This is a genomic window from Labrys monachus (assembly GCF_030814655.1).
Taxonomy (GTDB): domain Bacteria; phylum Pseudomonadota; class Alphaproteobacteria; order Rhizobiales; family Labraceae; genus Labrys; species Labrys monacha.
The window spans coordinates 3,338,692-3,358,647 of record NZ_JAUSVK010000001.1; the positions used below are offsets into that span (position 1 = coordinate 3,338,692).

Consider the following 19,956-nt stretch of genomic DNA (forward strand, 5'->3'; position numbering starts at 1 on the left):
CGTGTCGCGCGTGGCGGTGCCCCCCTTGGAGATCACGCCGCAGATCCTTCTCAGGGCCTATGCCTGCGGGCTCTTCCCGATGGCCGAAAGCGCCGACGATCCAGGTCTCTACTGGATCGAGCCCGAGGTCCGCGGCATCGTTCCCCTCGACGGCCTGATCGTCTCGCATCGTCTCGCCCGCACCATCCGGTCCGACCGATTCGAGATCGCGGTCGACCGGAACTTCGAGGCCGTGATCGACGCCTGCGCCGCGCCGGCCCCGGGGCGGCGCAGAACCTGGATCAACCGGCCCATTCGCCGCCTCTATGGCGAGCTCTTCGCCCTCGGCCACTGCCATACGGTCGAAGCCTATCGCGAGGGGCGACTGGTCGGCGGCCTGTACGGCGTCGATCTCGGCGGCGCCTTCTTCGGCGAAAGCATGTTTCACCGTGAGCGCGATGCCTCGAAGGTCGCGCTGGCTCATCTCGTGGCGCGGCTGCGCCATGGCGGCTATCGCCTGCTCGACACCCAGTTCGTGACCGATCACCTGATCAGCCTCGGCGCCGTCGAGATGCCGCGTGCGCGCTATCACGGGCTCCTGGACAAGGCGCTGGCGATCGACGGGAACTATCTGGCATGGCCGAAGGAGCGCGTCGTCAGCGGCGCCGAGGTCCTGGCCGAGCTTGCCTCGGTGACGCCTTAGCGGCTGCGGGCCGGACAGCGAAACACCCACGCCGGCAGAATACAGGCGGCCCGCCCGGTCAATCCTGCGGCGCGGTCGGGTCGATGGGCTGGTCGAACAGATCACCGTCGTTGCCTGCGTCGGGCGGCATCTGGTCGGGCATCGTCGTCTTGCTGCGCCCCTTGCCATGCTTCGGCGGCGGCGCGATCGTGGTGGCGACCGGCGGCGGCACGGGTTCGGTGCTCTTGCCGCCTTTGCAGTCGTTCAGCCAGACGTCGTAGACGGGATGCTCGATGCCGTTGAGGCCGGGGCTGGCGGCGAACATCCAGCCGCTGAAGATGCGCTGCGTCTGCTTGCTCAGGTTGAGTTCGTCGACCTGCACGAAGCTGGTGGTCAGCGGGTCTTCGCTCGCCGTGCGCGAATAGCACACGCGCGGCGTGATGCTGAGCGCCCCGAACTTCACGGTCTGGTCGATCGGGACGTCGAAGGTGCTGATCTTGCCGGAGATCTTGTCGAGGCCGCTGAACACCGCCACCGGGTTGGTGATGCGCTCGGCCCATGCCGGGCCGCCGGCCAGACCGGCGCAGGCGAGCGCCGCCGCCCATGCAAGGCGGGCGCAGCGGCGGGCCGAAGGCTGCAGGACACGGATTTTCAAGATCGGACGGTCTCCGTAGGAAGCAGGCACAGGCAGCGTCGCCGCTGCGCATATCGCTCCATCACGGCCAAAACACGGCCAGCGCCGCTGCGGCCCGCGGACGGCGCCGGCCCGCTGGCGGGCGAGCGTTCGGTGCTATTCAGGCGACCAGGCCTTGTAGTCCCCCGTCGCTGCCTGGCGAGGTCCCGGCGACACCATCGAGCCCTTCGGATGATAGGCGCCGACCGTGCCGGTCATATTGGGGCGATGCGGCTTCTGCCATGGCCGGGGCGTATAGCCCATCTCGCTCGGAGGGGTGTCGACCTGATGGTGCATCCAGCCCCACCAGCCCGGAGGAATCGCGCTGGCTTCGGCATAGCCATTATACTGCACCCAGCGGCGCTGCACGCCGATGGTCGGATCCACCGCGCCGCCGCGGGTGCGGTAATAGACGTTGCCGAACTCGTCCTCGCCCACGCGCTCGCCCTTGCGCCAGGTGAAGAAACGTGTCCCGATCGTGGAACCGTTCCACCAGGTGAACATCTGAAGCAAAGTTTTCATCGCGGCAGCCGTCCCGTCTCTCGCATCTGACGTCTTATGGCCAAGGGGCGCCGCGATGTCCACTCTCACACCCCGATTCGCCCGCGTTTTATAGTCGCGCGACGGCCCTGCGGATCCGCGCGTAGAGGCCCTCGGCGTCGACCTGGTTCAGGACGAACGCATTCTTGGGCCGCGCCGTCACGCCCCACCAGTCGACGACCGTCATCCCCATGGTGAGTTCGGAGCCGGTCTCGATCTCCACATTGCAGGCGCGTCCGGCGAACAGATGCGGCTCCAGCAGCCAGGCGATGACGCAGGGGTCGTGCAGGGGGCCGCCCTCCGAACCGTATTTCTCCACATCGAAGCGCTCGAAGAAGTCGAGCCAACCGGCTGCCGCCTCTGCGACTTTGGTGCCGAGGGCGCGAATGGCGCCGATGCGCGCCCTCGAGGTCAGCGCCTTGTGGGTGACGTCGAGCGGCACCATGGTGATCGGCACGCCCGACGAGAAAACCCTCGCGGCGGCATGGGGATCGACGAAGATGTTGAACTCGGCCGCCGGCGTGATGTTGCCGCCTTCGAAGAACCCCCCGCCCATCAGCACGATCTCGCGGATGCGCGGGACGATGCGCGGCTCGCGCGCGAGCGCGAGCGCGATATTGGTGAGCGGCCCGAGTGGACAGAGGGTGACGCTGCCGGCCGGCCGTTCCATCAGCGTCTCGACGATGAAATCGACGGCGTGGCGCGGATCGAGCGCCATGCTGGGCTCCGGCAGGTCCGCGCCGTCGAGGCCGGTCTTGCCGTGGACATGCTCGGCCGTCACCGGCGGGCGGATCAGCGGCCGGTCCGCCCCGGCGCAGACCGTCACGTCGGTTCGGCCGGCAAGTTCACAGATCACGCGAACATTCCGGCTGGTCAGCGCCAGCGGGACATTGCCGGCCACCGCGGTGATGCCGACGACGTCGAGTTCCGGACTGCCGAGGGCCAGCAGAATCGCGATGGCGTCGTCCTGGCCGGGATCTGTATCGATGATGATGGAACGGGGCATGGTCATCCGCTTGATGGGTTGCGCGCGGACCATGGACCGGCGCTAGCCAGGCAGGCAAGCCACTGCGGGGCAGTCCCATATCGGCTCCGCGGGGAAGCCGCTCGCCGATGCCGTCCGCCGAAGAATCGGGCATGGCCGATTCTCGCTCCAATTCAACCTCTGGTAGGTATCTCGGTGCAGTGCCGCCCTGCGGCATGGCGGGCGGCGGGAACGGCGTCCGGACGAGCGCCAATTATGGTAAACGAGACATGACGGGAACATTGCACTTTGACGACAACCACCCCCGTTTAAAATCGCAAACGATTCCGGGGATTTGCCGAGCGTCCCTCACACTACGCCCGTTATCCACAGCGCCCTACCACATCTAGCTAGACAATATTTTAGCGACACCAAATCTTGACGCGTTTACCGCTCAGGCATACTTTTGCCCTATGGTCGAAGCGTCGGCGGCGGGAGAAATTCCGGGTGCCGTAAGCCGGGTTGCAGACCCGGCACCTGAACTACGGACAGGGTACGACGCCCTCGACGTCACAATTAGGTCTCGGACTGCATCTGAATCGTGCCGCGCTCGCGCGGCACGGGGCTTTTGCGTCTTCAATTTTGAGGCAGAGCGCATGCGGATTGAACGGCACTATACGACGAGCGGGCAATCGCCCTACGCGTCCATCGCCTTCCGGAACACCACGAGCGAAATCCGCAATCCGGACGGATCGGTCGTGTTCCGGCTTGAGAACATCGCCGTGCCCGAGGCCTGGAGCCAGGTCGCCGCCGACATCCTGGCCCAGAAATATTTCCGCAAGGCCGGCGTGCCCGCCCGCATGAAGAAGGTGGAGGAGAACGCCGTTCCCTCATGGCTGTGGCGTTCGGTTGCGGACGAGGAAACGCTCGCCGCCCTCCCCGAGGGCGAGCGCGTCATCGGCGAGACCGATTCGCGCGAGGTCTTCGACCGCCTCGCCGGCACCTGGACCTATTGGGGCTGGAAGGGCGGCTATTTCGACAGCGAGGAGGATGCGCGCGCCTTCTTCGACGAGCACCGCTACATGCTCGCCATGCAGATGGTCGCGCCGAATTCCCCGCAATGGTTCAACACCGGCCTGCACTGGGCCTACGGCATCGACGGCCCCGGCCAGGGCCATTTCTATGTCGACTTCAAGACCGGCCAGCTGACGTCGTCGACCTCGGCCTATGAACATCCCCAGCCGCATGCCTGCTTCATCCAGTCGGTCGCCGACGATCTCGTCAATGACGGCGGCATCATGGACCTGTGGGTGCGCGAGGCGCGCCTGTTCAAATATGGCTCGGGCACCGGCTCGAACTTCTCCGCCCTGCGCGGCGAGGGCGAGCGCCTGTCGGGCGGCGGACGCTCCTCCGGCCTGATGTCCTTCCTCAAGATCGGCGATCGCGCCGCCGGCGCCATCAAGTCGGGCGGCACCACGCGCCGGGCCGCCAAGATGGTGGTGGTCGATGCCGACCATCCGGACATCGAGACCTATATCGACTGGAAGGTGAAGGAGGAGCAGAAGGTCGCCGCGCTCGTCACCGGCTCGAAGATCGTCCACAAGCACCTCAAGGCGGTGATGCGCGCCTGCGTGAACTGCGAGGGCCCGGGCGAGGATTGCTTCGATCCGGAACGCAACCCCGCCCTCAAGCGCGAGATCAAGGCGGCACGCCGCGACATGGTCCCGGACAACCTGGTCAAGCGCGTCATCCAGTTCGCCCGCCAGGGCTACAAGGACATTTCCTTCGACATCTACGACACCGACTGGGATTCGGAAGCCTACCTCACGGTCGCCGGCCAGAACTCCAACAATTCGGTGCGTGTCGACGACGCCTTCCTCAATGCCGTCGAGGCCGATGGCGACTGGGCGCTGAAGGCGCGCATCACCGGCAAGACCACCAAGACGCTCAAGGCGCGCGAGCTGTGGGAGAAGATCGGCCATGCCGCCTGGGCGTCGGCCGATCCGGGCATCCAGTTCCACACCACCATCAACGACTGGCATACCTGCCCGGCGTCGGGGCCGATCCGCGCCTCCAATCCGTGCTCGGAATACATGTTCCTCGACGACACCGCCTGCAACCTGGCGTCGCTGAACCTGCTGCAGTTCCGCCGGCCGGACGGGACGTTCGACCTCGCCTCCTACGAACACGCCGTCCGCCTGTGGACGATCGTGCTCGAGATCTCCGTGACGATGGCGCAGTTCCCGTCCAAGGCGATCGCCGAACTGTCCTATCGCTACCGCACGCTCGGCCTCGGCTACGCCAATATCGGCGGCCTGCTGATGACCTCCGGCATTCCCTATGATTCCGATGCCGGTCGCGCCCTCGGCGGCGCCTTCAGCGCCATCATGACCGGCGTCGCCTATGCGACCTCGGCCGAGATGGCCCGCGAACTCGGCCCCTTCCCCGGCTTCGAGCCCAACCGCGAGGCCATGCTCCGGGTGATGCGCAACCATCGCCGGGCCGCCCATGGCGAGACCTCTGGCTATGAGGCGCTGGCGACGGTGCCGGTGGCGCTCGACCACGCCACGCTCGCCGGCCTGGGCGAGAACGGCGCGGCCATCGCGGCCCATGCCCGGGCGGCGTGGGACAAGGCGCTCGCCCTCGGCGAGGCCAATGGCTACCGCAATGCGCAGGCGACGGTGATCGCCCCGACGGGCACGATCGGCCTCGTCATGGATTGCGACACCACCGGCATCGAACCCGATTTCGCGCTGGTGAAGTTCAAGAAGCTCGCCGGCGGCGGCTATTTCAAGATCATCAACCGCGCCGTGCCGGAGGCGCTGCGCACGCTCGGCTATTCGGAAGCCGACATCGCGGAGATGGAAGCCTATGCGGTCGGCCATGCCTCGCTGCGCCAGGCGCCGGTGATCAACCACACCTCGCTGCTCTCGCGCGGCTTCACCGAGGCGAAACTGGCGCAGGTGGAAAAGGCGCTCGCCTCCGCCTTCGACATCAAATTCGTGTTCAACAAGTGGACGCTGGGCGAGGACTTCCTCACCGGGGCTCTCGGCGTGCCCCCGGCGAAGCTCAACGATGTTTCGTTCGACCTCCTCACCTTCCTCGGCTTCGCCAAGGCCGACATCGAGAAGGCCAATGTGCATGTCTGCGGTGCGATGACGCTGGAAGGCGCGCCGCATCTCAAGCCCGAGCACCTGCCGGTGTTCGACTGCGCCAATCCCTGCGGACGGATCGGCAAGCGCTACCTCTCGGTCGAGAGCCACATCCGCATGATGGCGGCGGCGCAGCCCTTCATCTCCGGGGCGATCTCCAAGACCATCAACATGCCCAACGACGCGACGGTGGAGGACTGCAAGGCCGCCTACACCCTGTCGTGGCGGCTGGCGCTCAAGGCCAATGCGCTCTATCGCGACGGCTCGAAGCTGTCGCAGCCCCTCAATTCGCAGCTCCTCGCCGACGAGGACGAGCAGGATGCGGTGGAGGAACTGATGGAGCGGCCCGCGCCCGCGCGTGCGGCGCAGGTGGCCGAACGCATCGTCGAGCGCATCATCGAGCGCGTGGAAGTGGCACGCGAGCGCGAGAAGATGCCCGACCGCCGCAAGGGCTATACCCAGAAGGCGACGGTGGGCGGCCACAAGATCTATCTGCGTACCGGCGAGTATGACGACGGACGCCTCGGCGAGATCTTCATCGACATGCACAAGGAGGGCGCCGCCTTCCGCGCCATGATGAACAATTTCGCCATCGCGATCTCGCTCGGCCTGCAATATGGCGTGCCGCTGGAAGAATATGTGGAGGCCTTCACCTTCACCCGCTTCGAGCCGGCCGGCTTCGTGCAGGGCAATGATTCCATCAAGAACGCCACGTCCATCCTCGACTATGTGTTCCGCGAGCTCGCGATCTCCTATATCGGCCGCTACGACCTCGCCCATGTCACGCCGGAGGATCTCAGCCACGACGCGCTCGGCACCGGCCAGGGCGAAGGCAAGAGCCGCTCGGGACCGATGATCGCCCCCGTCTCCCGCGGCCTCGTGCGCTCCAAGACCGAGCGTTTCGTGGTGATGCCGGGCGGTGTTTCGGCAAGCAGCGCCTCGCTCGCCCCGGTCTCGACCGAAGCCCGCGGCGCCATCACCGCGCTCTCGACGGCGGTGACCACTGCGGGCCTGACCCGCGGCGTCGTGGCCGGCCCCGGCGCAACCCTCGGCGCCACGGCGCTGAAGGAGGAGGAAGATCCAACCACTAACCTTGCTTTTTCTGCTCCAGGCGCGTGGGGAGATAATAAACCCACATCCGCTAGGCGCGCGGAAGCAAGATTGCGAGGCTATGAAGGAGAGGCTTGTCCCGAATGCGCGAACTTCACGCTAGTCCGTAACGGAACTTGTCTGAAGTGTGACACTTGCGGTGGAACAACGGGATGCTCCTGACCGGGATTTATTCATATGGGCATCGACTATGTAGTCTCATTCAGAAGTGAGGCTTTCATTGAGCAGGATGCTCTGCTGATGCGGCGACTTGGCCGCATCAGCAACTCTGAGACCTTTGACATAACGCGCTTTGTTGAAGAAACGTTAATCCACAGTACAAGGCCAAGGGGGAGATTTCCCTGGATATATTCCTTGCACCGCTTTATGGCGCAGACGGGAAAGAAATCTATGCCTGGGTCGAATTCAAGAAACATACCGATCAAAAAACGCAGAACGTAATTTTACATATCAATCAAGAAATATGGCTGGACGCCAAAAAGGGAGAGGGGCGAGCGCGATATATTATTGCTCACGAGATAGGTCATATATATCTCCATGATTATATGCCGAGTTCCTTCTCAAGTACGAATTTCCGACACTTCAAATCACTGCCTGAGGAGCAAACGGCCGAGTGGCAGGCGCACACATTCGCGAAATATTTTATCCTCCCTGATTCTATAGTGTTGAATTTTATAGATGCGCCATCTATCATGTTTCGATGCAATATAGACGACGAAATTGCGATAGAACGGTTACAGAAAGTAAATAGAAAATATAAACGACCGCCTCTGTATGCACCCACTCCTCAGCCGCATGAGGGAGATTCTTGCCCGAACTGTTCAAATTTTACTTTAATTCGTACTGGGCTTTTGGTCCGATGTGACGTCTGTGGTGCCAAAGCCACACTTTAAATCTGGTGCGTTGCTGCCCTTGTAGGAGCTCTGCGTGAGGTCCCCCGTTCGCCCACAAAGTAGATCGCTCGATCTGCCCAGCGTGAAGGGCGGAGGAAAGATCGAAATTGCGCATGGGTGGGCTTGAACTTCAGGAAGCCCCTCACTAGGTCTCTATAGGAAATAGACGAGGGCGCTCGTCGCTCCATCTTTTCCGGTCGGTTCGAGTTCCGGGCTCCCTTTTCCGGGATCGGGCCGCCTTCCCAGGATCCCGAAACATCCTTTCCAGTCGTTTTTGACCGATCGTGTCGAAATGCCGAAATCGTTCCATTGTAGAATCGAACCCGGAGTCTTGCGTTTAGCGGACATGGCCAGTACGCGCTCCGATGATATTTATTGTGCGGACAGGCGTTAAATCGTCTGTTGCGATATTGCGCGGATATGTTTTGATGCGCGCCTGATTCCAGCAGTTTCGTCGGCAGCCAAGTCAACAACAATTCTGAAGAACAAATTAATGAAACGTCAGCCGAAGCCTTTCGTCGTCGAGATCAAGCGCAGTTCCAAGAAGGCGTCCGGTGTCGCGACGCCCCCCATCTGGGACGTGGCGGCACTCCTGTCCTCCGCGGAAGCCGATGCTCATTCCAAGCCGTCGCAAATCGCGGCGTCCGCCCTTTTCCGCACCAACAGCAGCGACGGGACGCCCGCCGCGCCCCAGCCTGAGCGCCGCATCCTGCCCGTCGTGGCCACCGAAGCCGAGCCCTTCGGGGGCGAAACCCTCGAGATGGAACCGCCGCGGATCGAACGCCCGCGTCCTCGCCGCGAAGTGAGGGCACCGGCCGTCGAGGATCCGATGCCCGGCTTCGCGGAACCGGCGGCCGGCTTTGCAGAGCCGGAAATCGAATTCCTGGCATTCGACACCTCGGAGCCGGCGGATGCGGACGAGGATCGGGCGTTCGCCGTCGCCGAGGCGGAAAATGTCTTTTCGTTTTCGGCGGAGCCGGCCTCCGACCCGGCCAAGCCGCGCAGCCGCCCGCTGCGGGAACGGGACCTCCCGCGCGGTGAACGCTGGAAGCGCCGCCTGCCGAAATTCATGCGCTGACGCGCCGACAGCGCTTTCGTGCGACGGCGTCGCTCTAGAGATTGGCGGTCAGGCCGCCGTCGACCGGCATGAGGATGCCGGTGACGAATCTGGCGTGGTCGGAGGCCAGGAACAGCGCGGGGCCGACGAGATCGCCCGGCTCTCCCCAGCGTGCCATCGGCGTACGGTCCAGCACGCGGTTGTAATGAACGGCATCGGCGCGGGCGCGGGTGGTCTGTTCGGTGACGATGAATCCCGGCGCAATCGCATTGACCCTGATGCCGTCCGCCGCCCAGGCGATCGCCAGCGTCTGCACGAGTTGTGCCAGGGCCGCCTTGCTGGCGCCATAGGCGGGAACGAAGGGGCTTCCCATCAGCGAATACATCGAGGCGATCGCAACGACGGCGCCCCTGCTGCGGGCCAGATGCGGCCTGAAGGCATTGGCGAGATTGAACATGCCGACGAGATTCACGTCGATCACGCGCTTGAACCCCGCATGGGTCCATTCGGTATCGCGGTCGGCCATGCCGGCGCAATTGACGAGGATGTCGAGCCCGGCGGTTTCGGCCGCGAGCGTCCGAACCGCCTCTTCGTCGGCGACGTCGAGCTGGCGATAGGCATAGCGGCCGAGATAGGATTGGATCGGCTGCTCTTCCTTGCCGGTGATGGTCACGGTCGCGCCGGCATCCGCAAAGCCGTCGGCGATCGCCGCCCCGATGCCGGCGCGGCTCGCGCCCACGACCAGCACCCGCTGTTCCGAAAAATCATAGAGCCCGGTCGCCACGTCTCGCCCCTCCCTTTCCATGCCGGAGCGTCGAGGCTCAATCCGCCCTCGCGCCCCCGGTCGGCCGGCAAAGCCGCCTTGAAGCGATTGATAGACGGCAACGTCTTTCGAAGCGGTTGACGCAGACCGGGCCCGCGGCCGCGCCTCAGCGCCGGTTCAGCGACACGGCGATGATGATGATCGCGCCCTTGATGACCTCCTGGATGCTGGTCGACAGGCCGAGCACCAGGAGGCCGAAGCCGAGGATGCCGATGAAGATCGCGCCGATCACCGAACCGACGATCGAGCCGTAACCGCCGAACAGGCTCGTCCCGCCGATGATCACCGCCGCGATGACGTCCAGTTCGAGCCCCGCGCCGAGGCTGGGATTGCCGGCGGTCGAGCGGGCGGCCAGCATCAGGCCGGCGAGCGAGGCGGTCATGCCCGACAGCATGAACGCAACGATCTTGACGCCGTCCGTCCTCACGCCCGAAAAACGCGCGGCCACGGGATTGCCGCCGGTGGCGAACACCCGACGGCCATAGGCCATCTGGTGCAGGAGATAATAGCCGATCAGCGTGAGGACGATCGTCCACCAGATCGGCGCCTGGATGCCGGCGAAGCCGCCATTCCAGAACAGGTTGGAGAAATCATCGTCGACGATCGGCACCGGGCGCGTGCCGGTGATCGTCAAAGCGAGGCCGGAAAAGATCGAGAGCATGCCCAGCGTCACGAGGAAGGAGGGAATGCGCAGCTTGGTGACCAGGAGCCCGGAGGCGGCGCCGATGCCGGCACCGGCCGCGAGCACGATGAGGGAGGCCACATAGCCCGGCACGTCCCGGTCGAGGAGCAGCGCGCCGATCATGCCGGCGAAGCTCGCCACCGAGCCGACAGACAGATCGATCTCGCCGCAGATGATCACGAAGGTCATGCCGATCGCCATCACCGAGACGATGGCCGTGATGCGCAACACGGCGCTCGCCGTCGAGAGCGAGGCGAAATGCGGTGCGAACAGCACGAAATAGAGGGTGATGGCGAGGAAGATCACATAGGTGATGTGGTCGCGCAGGAAGCCGGCGAGGCGCCCGCCCGTCGACGTCGAGGAAGGCGCGCTCATTGCAGCGCTCCCCCGGCCCGTGTGGCGGCCTGCCTGGCTGCCTCGGCCTGCAGCAGCGCGCGAAGCTCCGTCTCATCGTCGATGCGCTGGACGCTGCGTGTGATTCGGCCTTCCGCCATGACGAGAATGCGATCCGAAAGATCCATGAGTTCCTCGAGTTCCGAAGAGATGAGAAGCACGCCGACGCCCTCGGCCGCGGTTCGCCGCACGAGGTCGCGCATGTCGCGCTTGGCATTGATGTCGACGCCCGAGGTCGGCTCGTCGAGGATGAGAACCTTGGGCTTGGTCGCCAGCCATTTGCCGAAGACGATCTTCTGCTGGTTGCCGCCCGAGAGTTCCTGCGCCGTCTGGCCGGGGCCGCGGCACAGGATGCTGAGATCCTCGCGGTAGCGCTTGAAGAGCGCGCCGATGCGCCCGGAGGCCATCGGGCCGAACCGGCCTGCCAGGGAAAGCTCCGAAAGGCTGGGCAGCGCCAGGTTCTCCTGCAGCGAGCGGCCGCCGACGAGGCCTTCGAGCCTGCGATCCTCGGGCACGAGCCCGATGCCGGCGGCGATGGCGCGGCTGACGCTACCGGTCTGCATCGGCCTGCCGGCGACCCCGACGGAGCCCTTGGTGTCGGGAAGGATGCCGAACAGCGCCTTGGCGAGCGTCGACCGGCCGCTGCCGACGAGGCCCGCGAGGCCGACGATCTCTCCCGGCGCGATGGAGAAGGAGATCTGCGACAGCTTGCGCGCCGTGCCGAGGTCCCGCACGTCGAGAACCGGCGCGGCGGCGGCCACCGGCGCGGGCCGCGGCGGCGCCTTGGCTGCCGGCACCGCCCCCTCCGCCTTCGGCCGAGACATCAGGGCGGCAATGGCCTCGATCGAGGTCTCCTTCGGATCGAGCGGCCCCACCAGCCTGCCGTCCTTGATGATGGAAATGCGGTCGGACAGGCGCAGCACATCCGCCATGCGATGGCTGATATAGACGATGCCGATGCCGGCGGCCTTGAGCTGGCCGATGGTGCGGAACAGCGTCTCTTCCTCATGGATCGTGAGGGACGACGTCGGCTCGTCCATGACGAGAAGCCGGGCACCGCGGGAGATCGACTTGAGGATCTCGACCATCTGGCGCTGGGCGAAGGCGAGGTCTCCCACCCGGGCGGTCGCGTCCAGCGCGAAGCCGAAGCGTTCGATCAGCGCTCTGGCCTCGCGCACCATGCGGGCACCGTCGACGCGCAGGCCGAAGGCCCTGGGTTCGCGCAGGACGAAGAGATTTTCCGCCACCGACCGGTTCGGCAGCACGCTCAGTTCCTGGAAGATCATGGCGATGCCGCGGTCGAGCCGCTCGCGCAGCGACAGCATCGTGACGTCCTCGCCGTCGAAGACGACCTTGCCTTCGCTGGCCCGGTAGACGCCCATGAGCACCTTCATGAGCGTCGACTTGCCCGCGCCGTTCTCGCCGAGGAGCGCATGGGTCTCGCCGGCCATCACGTCGAAGGAGATATCGTCGAGGACGCGATTGGCCCCGAACGACTGGCCGATGTTCTGCATCGACACGATGGCGCGCCGCGTCGGCGCGCTCGCAGGTTCGGACATGTCCAACACTCGATTGACCGTCAGCGAAAATCCCGGCGGAGCGAAAGCCGTCCGCCGGGAGGCGTCGTCAGAAGCACTCGCCCTTGCAGATCTTGATGACTGAGCTCGGCGGATCCTCCTTGGTCACGTCCTTGAGGGCGCTGAGGAGATCGATCTTCTTCACCCGCAGCGTCGGGACGGAAACATAGGGCGGCACGTCCTTTCCGAGCAGAGCGAGAGCGGCGGCCTTGGCCTCCGCCACGCCCTGATCGTAGGGGCGCTGGGCGCCGACGGCGAGGAATTCGCCGCGGGCGACGTTCAGAGCGCTGTCGGCGGCGATGTCGTTGGTGGTGATCACGATGTCGCGGCCGAGCGTCTTCGCGGCGGCGAGCACCTGCTGGGCCGGCGTGTCCCAGGCCACGAAGATGCCCTTCAGGTCGGGATGGGCGGTCAGCATGGCGGTCGCCACCTCATAGGCCTTTTCGGGCGCGGTGAAGGTGCCGACATCGTCGACCTTGATGTCCGGATGTTCGGCGAAGGCCTTGAGAGCGCCGACCTTGCGGGCCGCGACGGAGTAGTAATAGTCGTAGACCAGCGTGATGACGCCGACTTCGCCTTTGCCGCCGATGGCTGAAACCAGCTCCTGCGCGGCGAAATAGGCGTTCTTCTCGTTGTCGGATGCGACCACCGTCACGTAGTCCTTGCCCGGGGCCATGTCGACCGGGACATTGTCCATGAAGACCAGCTTGATGCCGGCTGCCGCCGCCTTCTTATAGGCCGCCGCCTCCGACTTGGGATCGATCGGGATCGAGAAGATCACGTCCGGCTTGCGGGCGATCATCTGCTCGAGGTCGCTGATCTGCTGCCCGGGCTGGAACTTGGCGTCGGTGGTGCCGACCACGTCGATGCCGAATTCCTTCAGCGTGTTGGTGATGCCGGCCACCTGGAGCTGCGGCCACCCCGCATCCATGGTGTGCATGACGAGGCCGGCCGTGAACTTGCCCGCCTTGAGCTTGGCGACGTCGGCCTCGGAGAATTTGAGGACGTCGGGCGACACCGCCGGCGGTCCCTTCGGATACCCCGGGACCGGCTGGCCGGTCGGCGAGAGCGGCAGCGGCTCCAGCAGCGCCTTGGCTTCCGGCGGAATGTTGTTCGGCCAGCTGTAGTCGGCGGCGCCGGCCGAAGCGAGCGCCGTACCGGCCATCGAGAGGGTGAGCGCGGCCGCCCATAATGCCTTGTGCTTCATGATCTTCCTCCAAACAGAATGAAAGGACGCCTTTGCAGCGTCTCGTCTTCCCGCCCGGCAACCGGCCGGCGCGGGTGCCCCTCAGCGCCCGTAGGGCATCAGGGCGGCCGTGGCTGCGCCCGAATAGTTCACGTATACGGTCTTCTTGCGCAGGTAGCTTTCGAGCCCGTGGATGCCGTCGTCGCCGCCGAGCCCGCTTTCGCGGAAGCCGACATGGAAGCCCTGCAGCATCTCGGGGCCGATGCGGTTGACGTAGATCTCACCGAAGGAGACTTCGTTCACCGCGTTCATCACGCGGCTGAGGTCGTTGGTGAAGAGATAGGCGGAAAGGCCGTAATGGCTGGAATTGGCGATGGAAACCGCCTCCTCGAAGTCGTCGAACGGCATGATCGGCACCACCGGTCCGAAGATCTCCCGGGTCATGATCGGCATGTCCCGCGTGACGCCGGTCAGAACCGTGGGGTTCAGCCAATAGCCGCCTTCGATCGGAGCCCGCTCGGGGCGCCCGCCGGCAAGGGCGAGCTGCGCGCCGCCGGCAACCGCCTCGGCTAGGATCTTCTCGACCTTTTCGAGCTCCTCGCGGCTGACCTTGGGCCCGATGTCGGTCGTCGCCAGCATGGGATCGCCGACCACGAGCGATTTCGAGAAGGCGACGAAGCGCTCGACGAACTGGTCGTAGATCGAACGGTGCACCAGCGTGCGCTCGTTGCAGATGCAGACCTGTCCGCAATTCATGTAGCGCGAGGTTGCGGCCGAGCGCACGGCGAGGTCGATATCCGCATCGCCCATCACGATGAAGGGCGCCTTGCCGCCGAGTTCGAGCGAGACGGCCGTGAGGTTGCGCGACGCGTTGGCCATGATGCGCTTGCCGGTCGGCACGCTGCCGGTCATGGTGATCAGGTCGATGCCCGGCTCGGTGCACAGGACCTCGCCGATCGTCTCGCCGCGGCCGGTGACGACGTTGACGACGCCGGCCGGCACGCCCGCCTCGTCGAAGATCCGCGCCATTTCGAGGGCGGAGAGCGGCGTATCCTCATGCGGCTTCAGGATGATGGTGTCGCCCGCGATCATCGCCGGCGCCACCTTGCGGCTGACGAGCGCGCTCGGATAGTTCCAGGGGATGATGGCGGCGACGACGCCGACCGGCACGCGCTGGATCCACACCTGCTCGCCGGCAAAATCCGACGGCAGGATCTCGCCCTGGATGCGGCGGGCGAATTCGGCGTAATAATCGAAGAATTCGGCGGTGCCGCCGACTTCGCCAACCGCCTCGTTGATCGGCTTGCCCTGCTCGCGGACGATGATCTCGGCGAGGCGGCGGGCATCGCGGCGCACCAGGCCGGCGATCCGCTTCATGATGCCGGCACGTTCCAGCGGCGCCTTCAGGCCCCACGCCTTCTGCGCCTTGCGCGCGGCTGCGATGGCCTCACGCGCCTGGTCGGCGCTCGCCTCGGGAACATCGACGAAAGGCTTGCCGTCGGAAGGATTGACGACGGCGCGCGTGCCGGCGTCGCCGGCCACGAATTTCCCGTCGATCAGCATGCGATAATGGCCTTCTGCTGACGCTGCCATGGCGTTCCACCTTTTGCTTTGTTGTCGGACGGGCGAGGCCACGCGGCCTCGCCGCGAAAATCATGCCGTCCTGGCGGCCGCCAGCTGCAGGGCGAAGTCGATCGCCTCGATGAGGCTGTCCTCGTTGGCGATGCCCTTGCCGGCGATGTCGAAGGCGGTGCCGTGGTCGACGGAGGTGCGAATGATCGGCAGGCCGAGCGTGACGTTGACGCCCGACAGCGCCTTCCACTCGCCGGTGACCGGATCGACGTTGAAGCCGAGCAGCTTGACCGGGACATGGCCCTGGTCGTGGTACATCGCCACCACCGCGTCATATTGGCGGGCGCGCAGCTTCACGAAGACGGTATCCCCCGGCACGGGCCCGTAGACGTCGAAATCGGCGGAAGCATAGGAGGCGACCACGGGCGTGGTGACGTCGATATCCTCGCGCCCGAAAATGCCGCCTTCGCCCGCATGCGGGTTGAGCGCGGCGATCGCAAGGCGCGGCCGCGCGATGCCGAGGCTGCGCAGCGCCTCGACCGTGAGCTGGATGACGCGGCGCAGCCGCGGCTCCGTCAGCTTCGAGGGAACCTGGGCGAGCGCGACATGGGTCGAGACATGGCTGACGCGAAAATCGCCATGGGCGAGCATCATCACCGAATCGCGCGCACCCGTCAGGTCCGCCAGCATGTCGGTGTGACCCGAATAGGCGTAGCCGGCGAGATTGAGGGCCTCCTTGTTGAGCGGCGCGGTGACGATGCCGGCGACGGCACCCGTCTTGGCGAGGCCGACGGCCTTCTCGATGGCGAGATAAGCGAGGCGCCCGCCTTCGGCCGACATCACGCCGGTGCGGATCGGCTCGCGTTCCGGCCCGGCTTCGAGGATGGCGAGGGGCGGATAGGAGAAATTGGCGGCGCCGGAGGCGATCTCCTCCGGAATCGGTCCGCTAATTCCCTCGACCGCGCGCATCGCGGCGACGCTGCCCACGATCAGCAGCGAGAGCGAGCCGGATTCGAGCCGCGGGCGCAGCCTGGCGCACGCCTTCGCGATAATCTCGGGACCGATTCCCGCCGGATCTCCCATGGTAACCGCAAGCCGCGTACCATTCATTGACTGCCATCCTCGCTGATCAATTCGAACCAATATCTATCTGTTTGCGTCATGCGCGCGCAAGAGAATTCTTGGACGACGCGCAGGATTGCTCATTTGCCGGCCGAAGGCCGTCTCCGCGCAGCCGCGATGGCGCTCAAACCGCGCCGGCCAGCCCTTCGGAATCGCCGCCGCAGAGCCTGACGAAGAGGCCGGCATCGCCGAAGGCGCCGGATTTCGAGATCGTGGCGACACCGTCGAAGCGGCCGCCGCCGATGCGCGAAAGCGGCAGGCCCGGCTCGATGGCGGATTCGACCACGAGCCGTTCGGCCCGGAGGCTGTCGCATACCGCCCTCAGCGTCTCGCCACCCGTGACCAGGAGCATCCCGGGCGCGGGCAATCCGTCGAGAAGCGCGGCGAAGACCCGGTCGATATGGCGCGCGACGGCATGCCGTTCCCCCGCCGCCGCGACGCTGACGACGGACGGCGCTCCCTGACCCGTCCGCTGCAGCAGCCGCGCGGCTGCCGCGCCGACATCCTCGCCGACGACGATATGGCCGTCGGGATGCCGCGCCGCGAAGGCGCTGACCTGCGCTGCCGTCACCGCGTTGTCGGTCCCGACGAGGCCGAGGAACGGGCCTCCCGCCGCCACGGCGGCGGAAGGCTGCAGGCCGAGCGATGCGGCGAGCGCAGATGCGAGGCCGCCGGTGCCGATCCACAGCGTCCGGCCGCCGGCCACGCCGACATCCTCGACGATGCGGCCGAGATCCGCGTCGGTCTCGGCGTCGTAGACGGTGATGCCGCCGGCAGGCGCCTCGCCGGGCCGGGCGAGAGCGAGGCGATGGCGGGCGCCGAGCGCGGCGGCGAGATCCGGGCCGACGATGGCATCGGGGCCGAGCCGCCATTGCCGGCCGGCGCGCGTCACGCGGCCGTGGAACGGAAAGGCCGGCGCGATGACGACGCGGTCATAGGCCTGGCCGGCCATGCAGGCCTCGATCTCGGCGGCGACATGGCCGCGCAGGAGGCTGTCGATCTTCTTGAAATGCATCTCGCCGGCGGCGAGCCAGGGCGCGAACGCGGCATGGCGGGAAACCGCCTCGGCCTCGGAGATTTCCCGCGTCGCGACATCGACGGCGCCCGCCTGAGCGGGGCGTGCGTCGAGGCGCCAGGTCACGTCGATGCCCTGCCCCGGCGATGCGAAGGCGACGGCACTGTCGAGGGCGCCGGTCAGGTCGTCGGCGAGAATACGGATATTCATGGCGTCATGAACGGCTGGAGGCGGCATTCCGGACGACCTTCACCACCCGCACCGCCACGTCCGACGATTGCAGGCTGGTGAGCTGGGCCGGATCGATGCCGTCATCGGTGATGATCTCGTCGATCTCCGAGAGGTCGCAGATCGTGCAGAAATTCGGCGTGGTGAATTTCGAATTGTCGGCGAGCACGACGACGCGGCGGGCGGCCTTGATCATCGCCTGCTTCATCGCCGCGACCTCGAGCGAGGTTTCCGTCAGGCGCCCGCCAGTGATGGCATGCGTGCCGATGATGGCGACGTCGGCATAGATGGTGCGCAGGAAATTCTCGCCCGGGTGGCCCGCGAGGGTCAGCGATCCCGGCTTGCAGGTGCCGCCCATGACGACAAGCCGGACTTCCGGCACGCCGGCGAGCACCTGCGCCACCGCCAGGCTGTTGGTGACGGCGGTGAGACGGATCGGCGCGGCCGCGATGGCGCGGGCCACCTCCAGCACCGTCGTGCTGGCGTCGAAGATCACACTCTGCCCCGCCCGCAATTCGGAGGCCATGGCGGCCCCGATCGCTTCCTTCTCCGCCCGGGAGAAATGGGCCGCGGTGGCCAGATCCGGCTCGAAAGTGGCGAGCTCGGTGCGCTGGAGCATCGCGCCGCCATGCGTGCGCCCGAGGGCGCCCTGCTGCTCGAGATATTCGAGGTCGCGGCGGATGGTGGAGGGCGAGGCGCCGATGACGTCGATCAGTTCCTGCACGCCGACGGCCCCTTCCCGCTTCAGGCATTCGAGAATGAGGGCCCGCCGCTTGGCCGGGATCAGTTCGACACGCCCCCGCCCGCCCTCTTCGTCCCTCGTTGCCGGGACGGCGTCCCCCCTGTCTTCGGAAGACGATTTCCTGGGAAGCCTGGCCAAATCGCTACCTCCTCAAAAGCCGGCAGCACGCCTGCATCCGGCCGCGCGATCATGAACTCGCTCAGGCGATACCATAATCGCCCGTGCGACCCCACAGCTTTTCACCCATTTTCGAAACGCACCAAAACCCCGTGACATGACAAGAATTATTTTGACGTATTTTGAACGAGCATGATATTCAAATATGGTCAACGCCCGTCAAAGAGAAGCGGGAGGCGCGCGTTCTCGTCAAAGATAAGCGAAGGTGAGACGAATCTGCCGCACAGGTCGCCCTTTGCGAAGCGATCGGAGGAACAATGTCTTTCTTGTCGAAGCTGAAGACGGTGGCTGCCGGCATCGCCGTGGCGGCCATGGTCTCCACGGCGGCCGCGGCCGCCGACCAGCCCACCGTCGGCGTCGTGGTGCCGACCCTGGATGCCCAGTTCTGGAACAGCTATGTCGATTTCATGAAGAAGGGCGCCGGTGAACTCGGCGTCAATCTCGTCGTGCTCAATGCCGACAACAAGCCGGACCAGATGGTGAAGTCGCTCGAGGATCTCGTCGCCCAGAAGGTCGACGGCATCATCTTCACGCCCTATTGGGCGACGGCCGCGCGCGGGCTCACCCTCGCCAAGGAAGCCGACATCCCGGTGATCCTCACCGACAGCTATCCGGACTTCTCGCCGCAGAGCTCGCGCTTTCCGAACTATCTCGCCTTCATCGGCCCGAGCGACGAGGATGCCGGCTACCAGATGGCAGAGGCCCTCTTCGCCAAGATCAAGCCGGGAGCGGACGGCAAGAAGGTGATCGGCGTCGTCAACGGCACGGCGGGGACCTCGGTGGCGATCGATCGCCGCAAGGGCCTCGAAAAGGCGCTGAAGGAATCGCCCGACGTGCGCGTCGCCGGCGAGGTCGACGGCAATTTCGTGCGCGACACTTCGCAGACCGCATTCGAATCGCTCTACCAGGGCAATCCCGACATCACCGGCGTGTGGGCGGCCAATGGCGGCACTGCCACCGGCGTCCTGGCTGCGATCAAGAATCGCGGCAAGGTCCCCGGCAAGGACGTCGTCGTCGTCGGCATGGATCTCAACCCCGAGAATGTCGAGGCCGTGAAGTCGGGCGACCTCCTGTTCGACATCGGCGGCCACTGGCTGCAGGGCGGCTTCGCGCTGGTGATGATGTACGATGCCATCAAGGGCATCCCGGTTCCGGCCGATGCCGACAACGTCAAGCTGAAGCTGCTGCCGCTCACGCAGGACCGGGTCGCCGAGTTCCAGAAGGACTTCCCCGGCGGGGTGCCGCCCTATGACTTCAAGCAGCATTCGCGCTTCTACAACAAGGAGGCCAAGCCCGCCTTCTTCGAGATGCATTACGCGAACTGACACGCCCCCGCAGCGCATCCTTCGGCCGCCGGCCGGGATGCGCTGCCTTCCCCTCTTCGATCGC

At 65.6% G+C, this 19,956-nt stretch carries 16 protein-coding genes; 5 read left to right on the forward strand and 11 right to left on the reverse strand.

What is annotated here, in order from left to right; genetic code table 11:
• Nucleotide 1: 1 nt before the first annotated feature.
• Nucleotides 2–682 (forward strand): leucyl/phenylalanyl-tRNA--protein transferase, encoded by a 681-nt coding sequence (gene aat / locus J3R73_RS15140; protein WP_307428302.1) that lies wholly within the window; start codon nucleotides 2–4, stop codon nucleotides 680–682.
• Between the two features lie 58 nt (nucleotides 683–740).
• Here the strand turns inward: aat and J3R73_RS15145 are convergent, their stop codons facing one another.
• From J3R73_RS15145 to J3R73_RS15155, 3 genes are all read right to left on the reverse strand, one after another.
• A complete protein-coding gene (locus J3R73_RS15145) occupies nucleotides 741–1,316 on the reverse strand; it encodes a DUF2155 domain-containing protein (RefSeq protein WP_307428305.1) in 576 nt (191 codons plus the stop codon).
• Between the two features lie 135 nt (nucleotides 1,317–1,451).
• Nucleotides 1,452–1,856: an NADH:ubiquinone oxidoreductase subunit NDUFA12 gene (locus tag J3R73_RS15150; RefSeq protein WP_307428308.1), complete on the reverse strand. Its 405-nt coding sequence runs from the start codon at nucleotides 1,854–1,856 to the stop codon at nucleotides 1,452–1,454.
• 88 nt (nucleotides 1,857–1,944) lie between these two features.
• Nucleotides 1,945–2,886, reverse strand: coding sequence for a nucleoside hydrolase (locus J3R73_RS15155; protein WP_307428311.1), 942 nt, complete (start codon nucleotides 2,884–2,886; stop codon nucleotides 1,945–1,947).
• Nucleotides 2,887–3,494: 608 nt separating this feature from the next.
• On the opposite strand from J3R73_RS15155, the gene J3R73_RS15160 reads away from it, so the two are divergent.
• From J3R73_RS15160 to J3R73_RS15165, 3 genes are all read left to right on the forward strand, one after another.
• Entirely contained in the window at nucleotides 3,495–7,262 is a 3,768-nt protein-coding gene (locus tag J3R73_RS15160; protein WP_307428315.1) for a vitamin B12-dependent ribonucleotide reductase, read from the forward strand.
• A gap of 278 nt (nucleotides 7,263–7,540) precedes the next feature.
• The gene (locus J3R73_RS31535; protein WP_503128789.1) at nucleotides 7,541–7,993 is read left to right on the forward strand and encodes an ImmA/IrrE family metallo-endopeptidase; all 453 of its coding nucleotides are present in this window, start codon (nucleotides 7,541–7,543) and stop codon (nucleotides 7,991–7,993) included.
• Nucleotides 7,994–8,486: 493 nt separating this feature from the next.
• Nucleotides 8,487–9,071, forward strand: a complete 585-nt coding sequence (locus J3R73_RS15165; protein WP_307428318.1) for a hypothetical protein — start codon at nucleotides 8,487–8,489, stop codon at nucleotides 9,069–9,071.
• A 34-nt stretch (nucleotides 9,072–9,105) separates the two neighbouring features.
• Here J3R73_RS15165 and J3R73_RS15170 read toward each other — a convergent pair whose 3' ends face one another.
• The 8 genes from J3R73_RS15170 to J3R73_RS15205 all read right to left on the reverse strand — a co-directional run bounded on the left by J3R73_RS15170 (nucleotide 9,106) and on the right by J3R73_RS15205 (nucleotide 18,528).
• Entirely contained in the window at nucleotides 9,106–9,834 is a 729-nt protein-coding gene (locus tag J3R73_RS15170; RefSeq protein ID WP_307428321.1) for an SDR family NAD(P)-dependent oxidoreductase, read from the reverse strand.
• 145 nt (nucleotides 9,835–9,979) lie between these two features.
• On the reverse strand, nucleotides 9,980–10,930 hold the full coding sequence (locus J3R73_RS15175; protein ID WP_307428324.1) for an ABC transporter permease: 951 nt from the start codon (nucleotides 10,928–10,930) through the stop codon (nucleotides 9,980–9,982).
• Nucleotides 10,927–12,507, reverse strand: coding sequence for a sugar ABC transporter ATP-binding protein (locus tag J3R73_RS15180; RefSeq protein ID WP_307428326.1), 1,581 nt, complete (start codon nucleotides 12,505–12,507; stop codon nucleotides 10,927–10,929). The genes J3R73_RS15175 and J3R73_RS15180 overlap by 4 nt, the downstream gene beginning before the upstream one ends.
• Nucleotides 12,508–12,574: 67 nt before the next feature.
• On the reverse strand, nucleotides 12,575–13,732 hold the full coding sequence (locus J3R73_RS15185; RefSeq protein WP_307428329.1) for a substrate-binding domain-containing protein: 1,158 nt from the start codon (nucleotides 13,730–13,732) through the stop codon (nucleotides 12,575–12,577).
• A gap of 81 nt (nucleotides 13,733–13,813) precedes the next feature.
• Nucleotides 13,814–15,304, reverse strand: coding sequence for an aldehyde dehydrogenase (gene aldA / locus J3R73_RS15190; protein WP_307428332.1), 1,491 nt, complete (start codon nucleotides 15,302–15,304; stop codon nucleotides 13,814–13,816).
• A gap of 60 nt (nucleotides 15,305–15,364) precedes the next feature.
• Entirely contained in the window at nucleotides 15,365–16,393 is a 1,029-nt protein-coding gene (pdxA, locus tag J3R73_RS15195; RefSeq protein WP_307428335.1) for a 4-hydroxythreonine-4-phosphate dehydrogenase PdxA, read from the reverse strand.
• A gap of 136 nt (nucleotides 16,394–16,529) precedes the next feature.
• The gene (locus J3R73_RS15200; RefSeq protein WP_307428337.1) at nucleotides 16,530–17,630 is read right to left on the reverse strand and encodes a four-carbon acid sugar kinase family protein; all 1,101 of its coding nucleotides are present in this window, start codon (nucleotides 17,628–17,630) and stop codon (nucleotides 16,530–16,532) included.
• Between the two features lie 4 nt (nucleotides 17,631–17,634).
• Entirely contained in the window at nucleotides 17,635–18,528 is an 894-nt protein-coding gene (locus J3R73_RS15205; RefSeq protein WP_307428339.1) for a DeoR/GlpR family DNA-binding transcription regulator, read from the reverse strand.
• A gap of 296 nt (nucleotides 18,529–18,824) precedes the next feature.
• On the opposite strand from J3R73_RS15205, the gene J3R73_RS15210 reads away from it, so the two are divergent.
• Nucleotides 18,825–19,892, forward strand: a complete 1,068-nt coding sequence (locus J3R73_RS15210; protein WP_307428342.1) for an ABC transporter substrate-binding protein — start codon at nucleotides 18,825–18,827, stop codon at nucleotides 19,890–19,892.
• Nucleotides 19,893–19,956 lie beyond the last annotated feature (64 nt).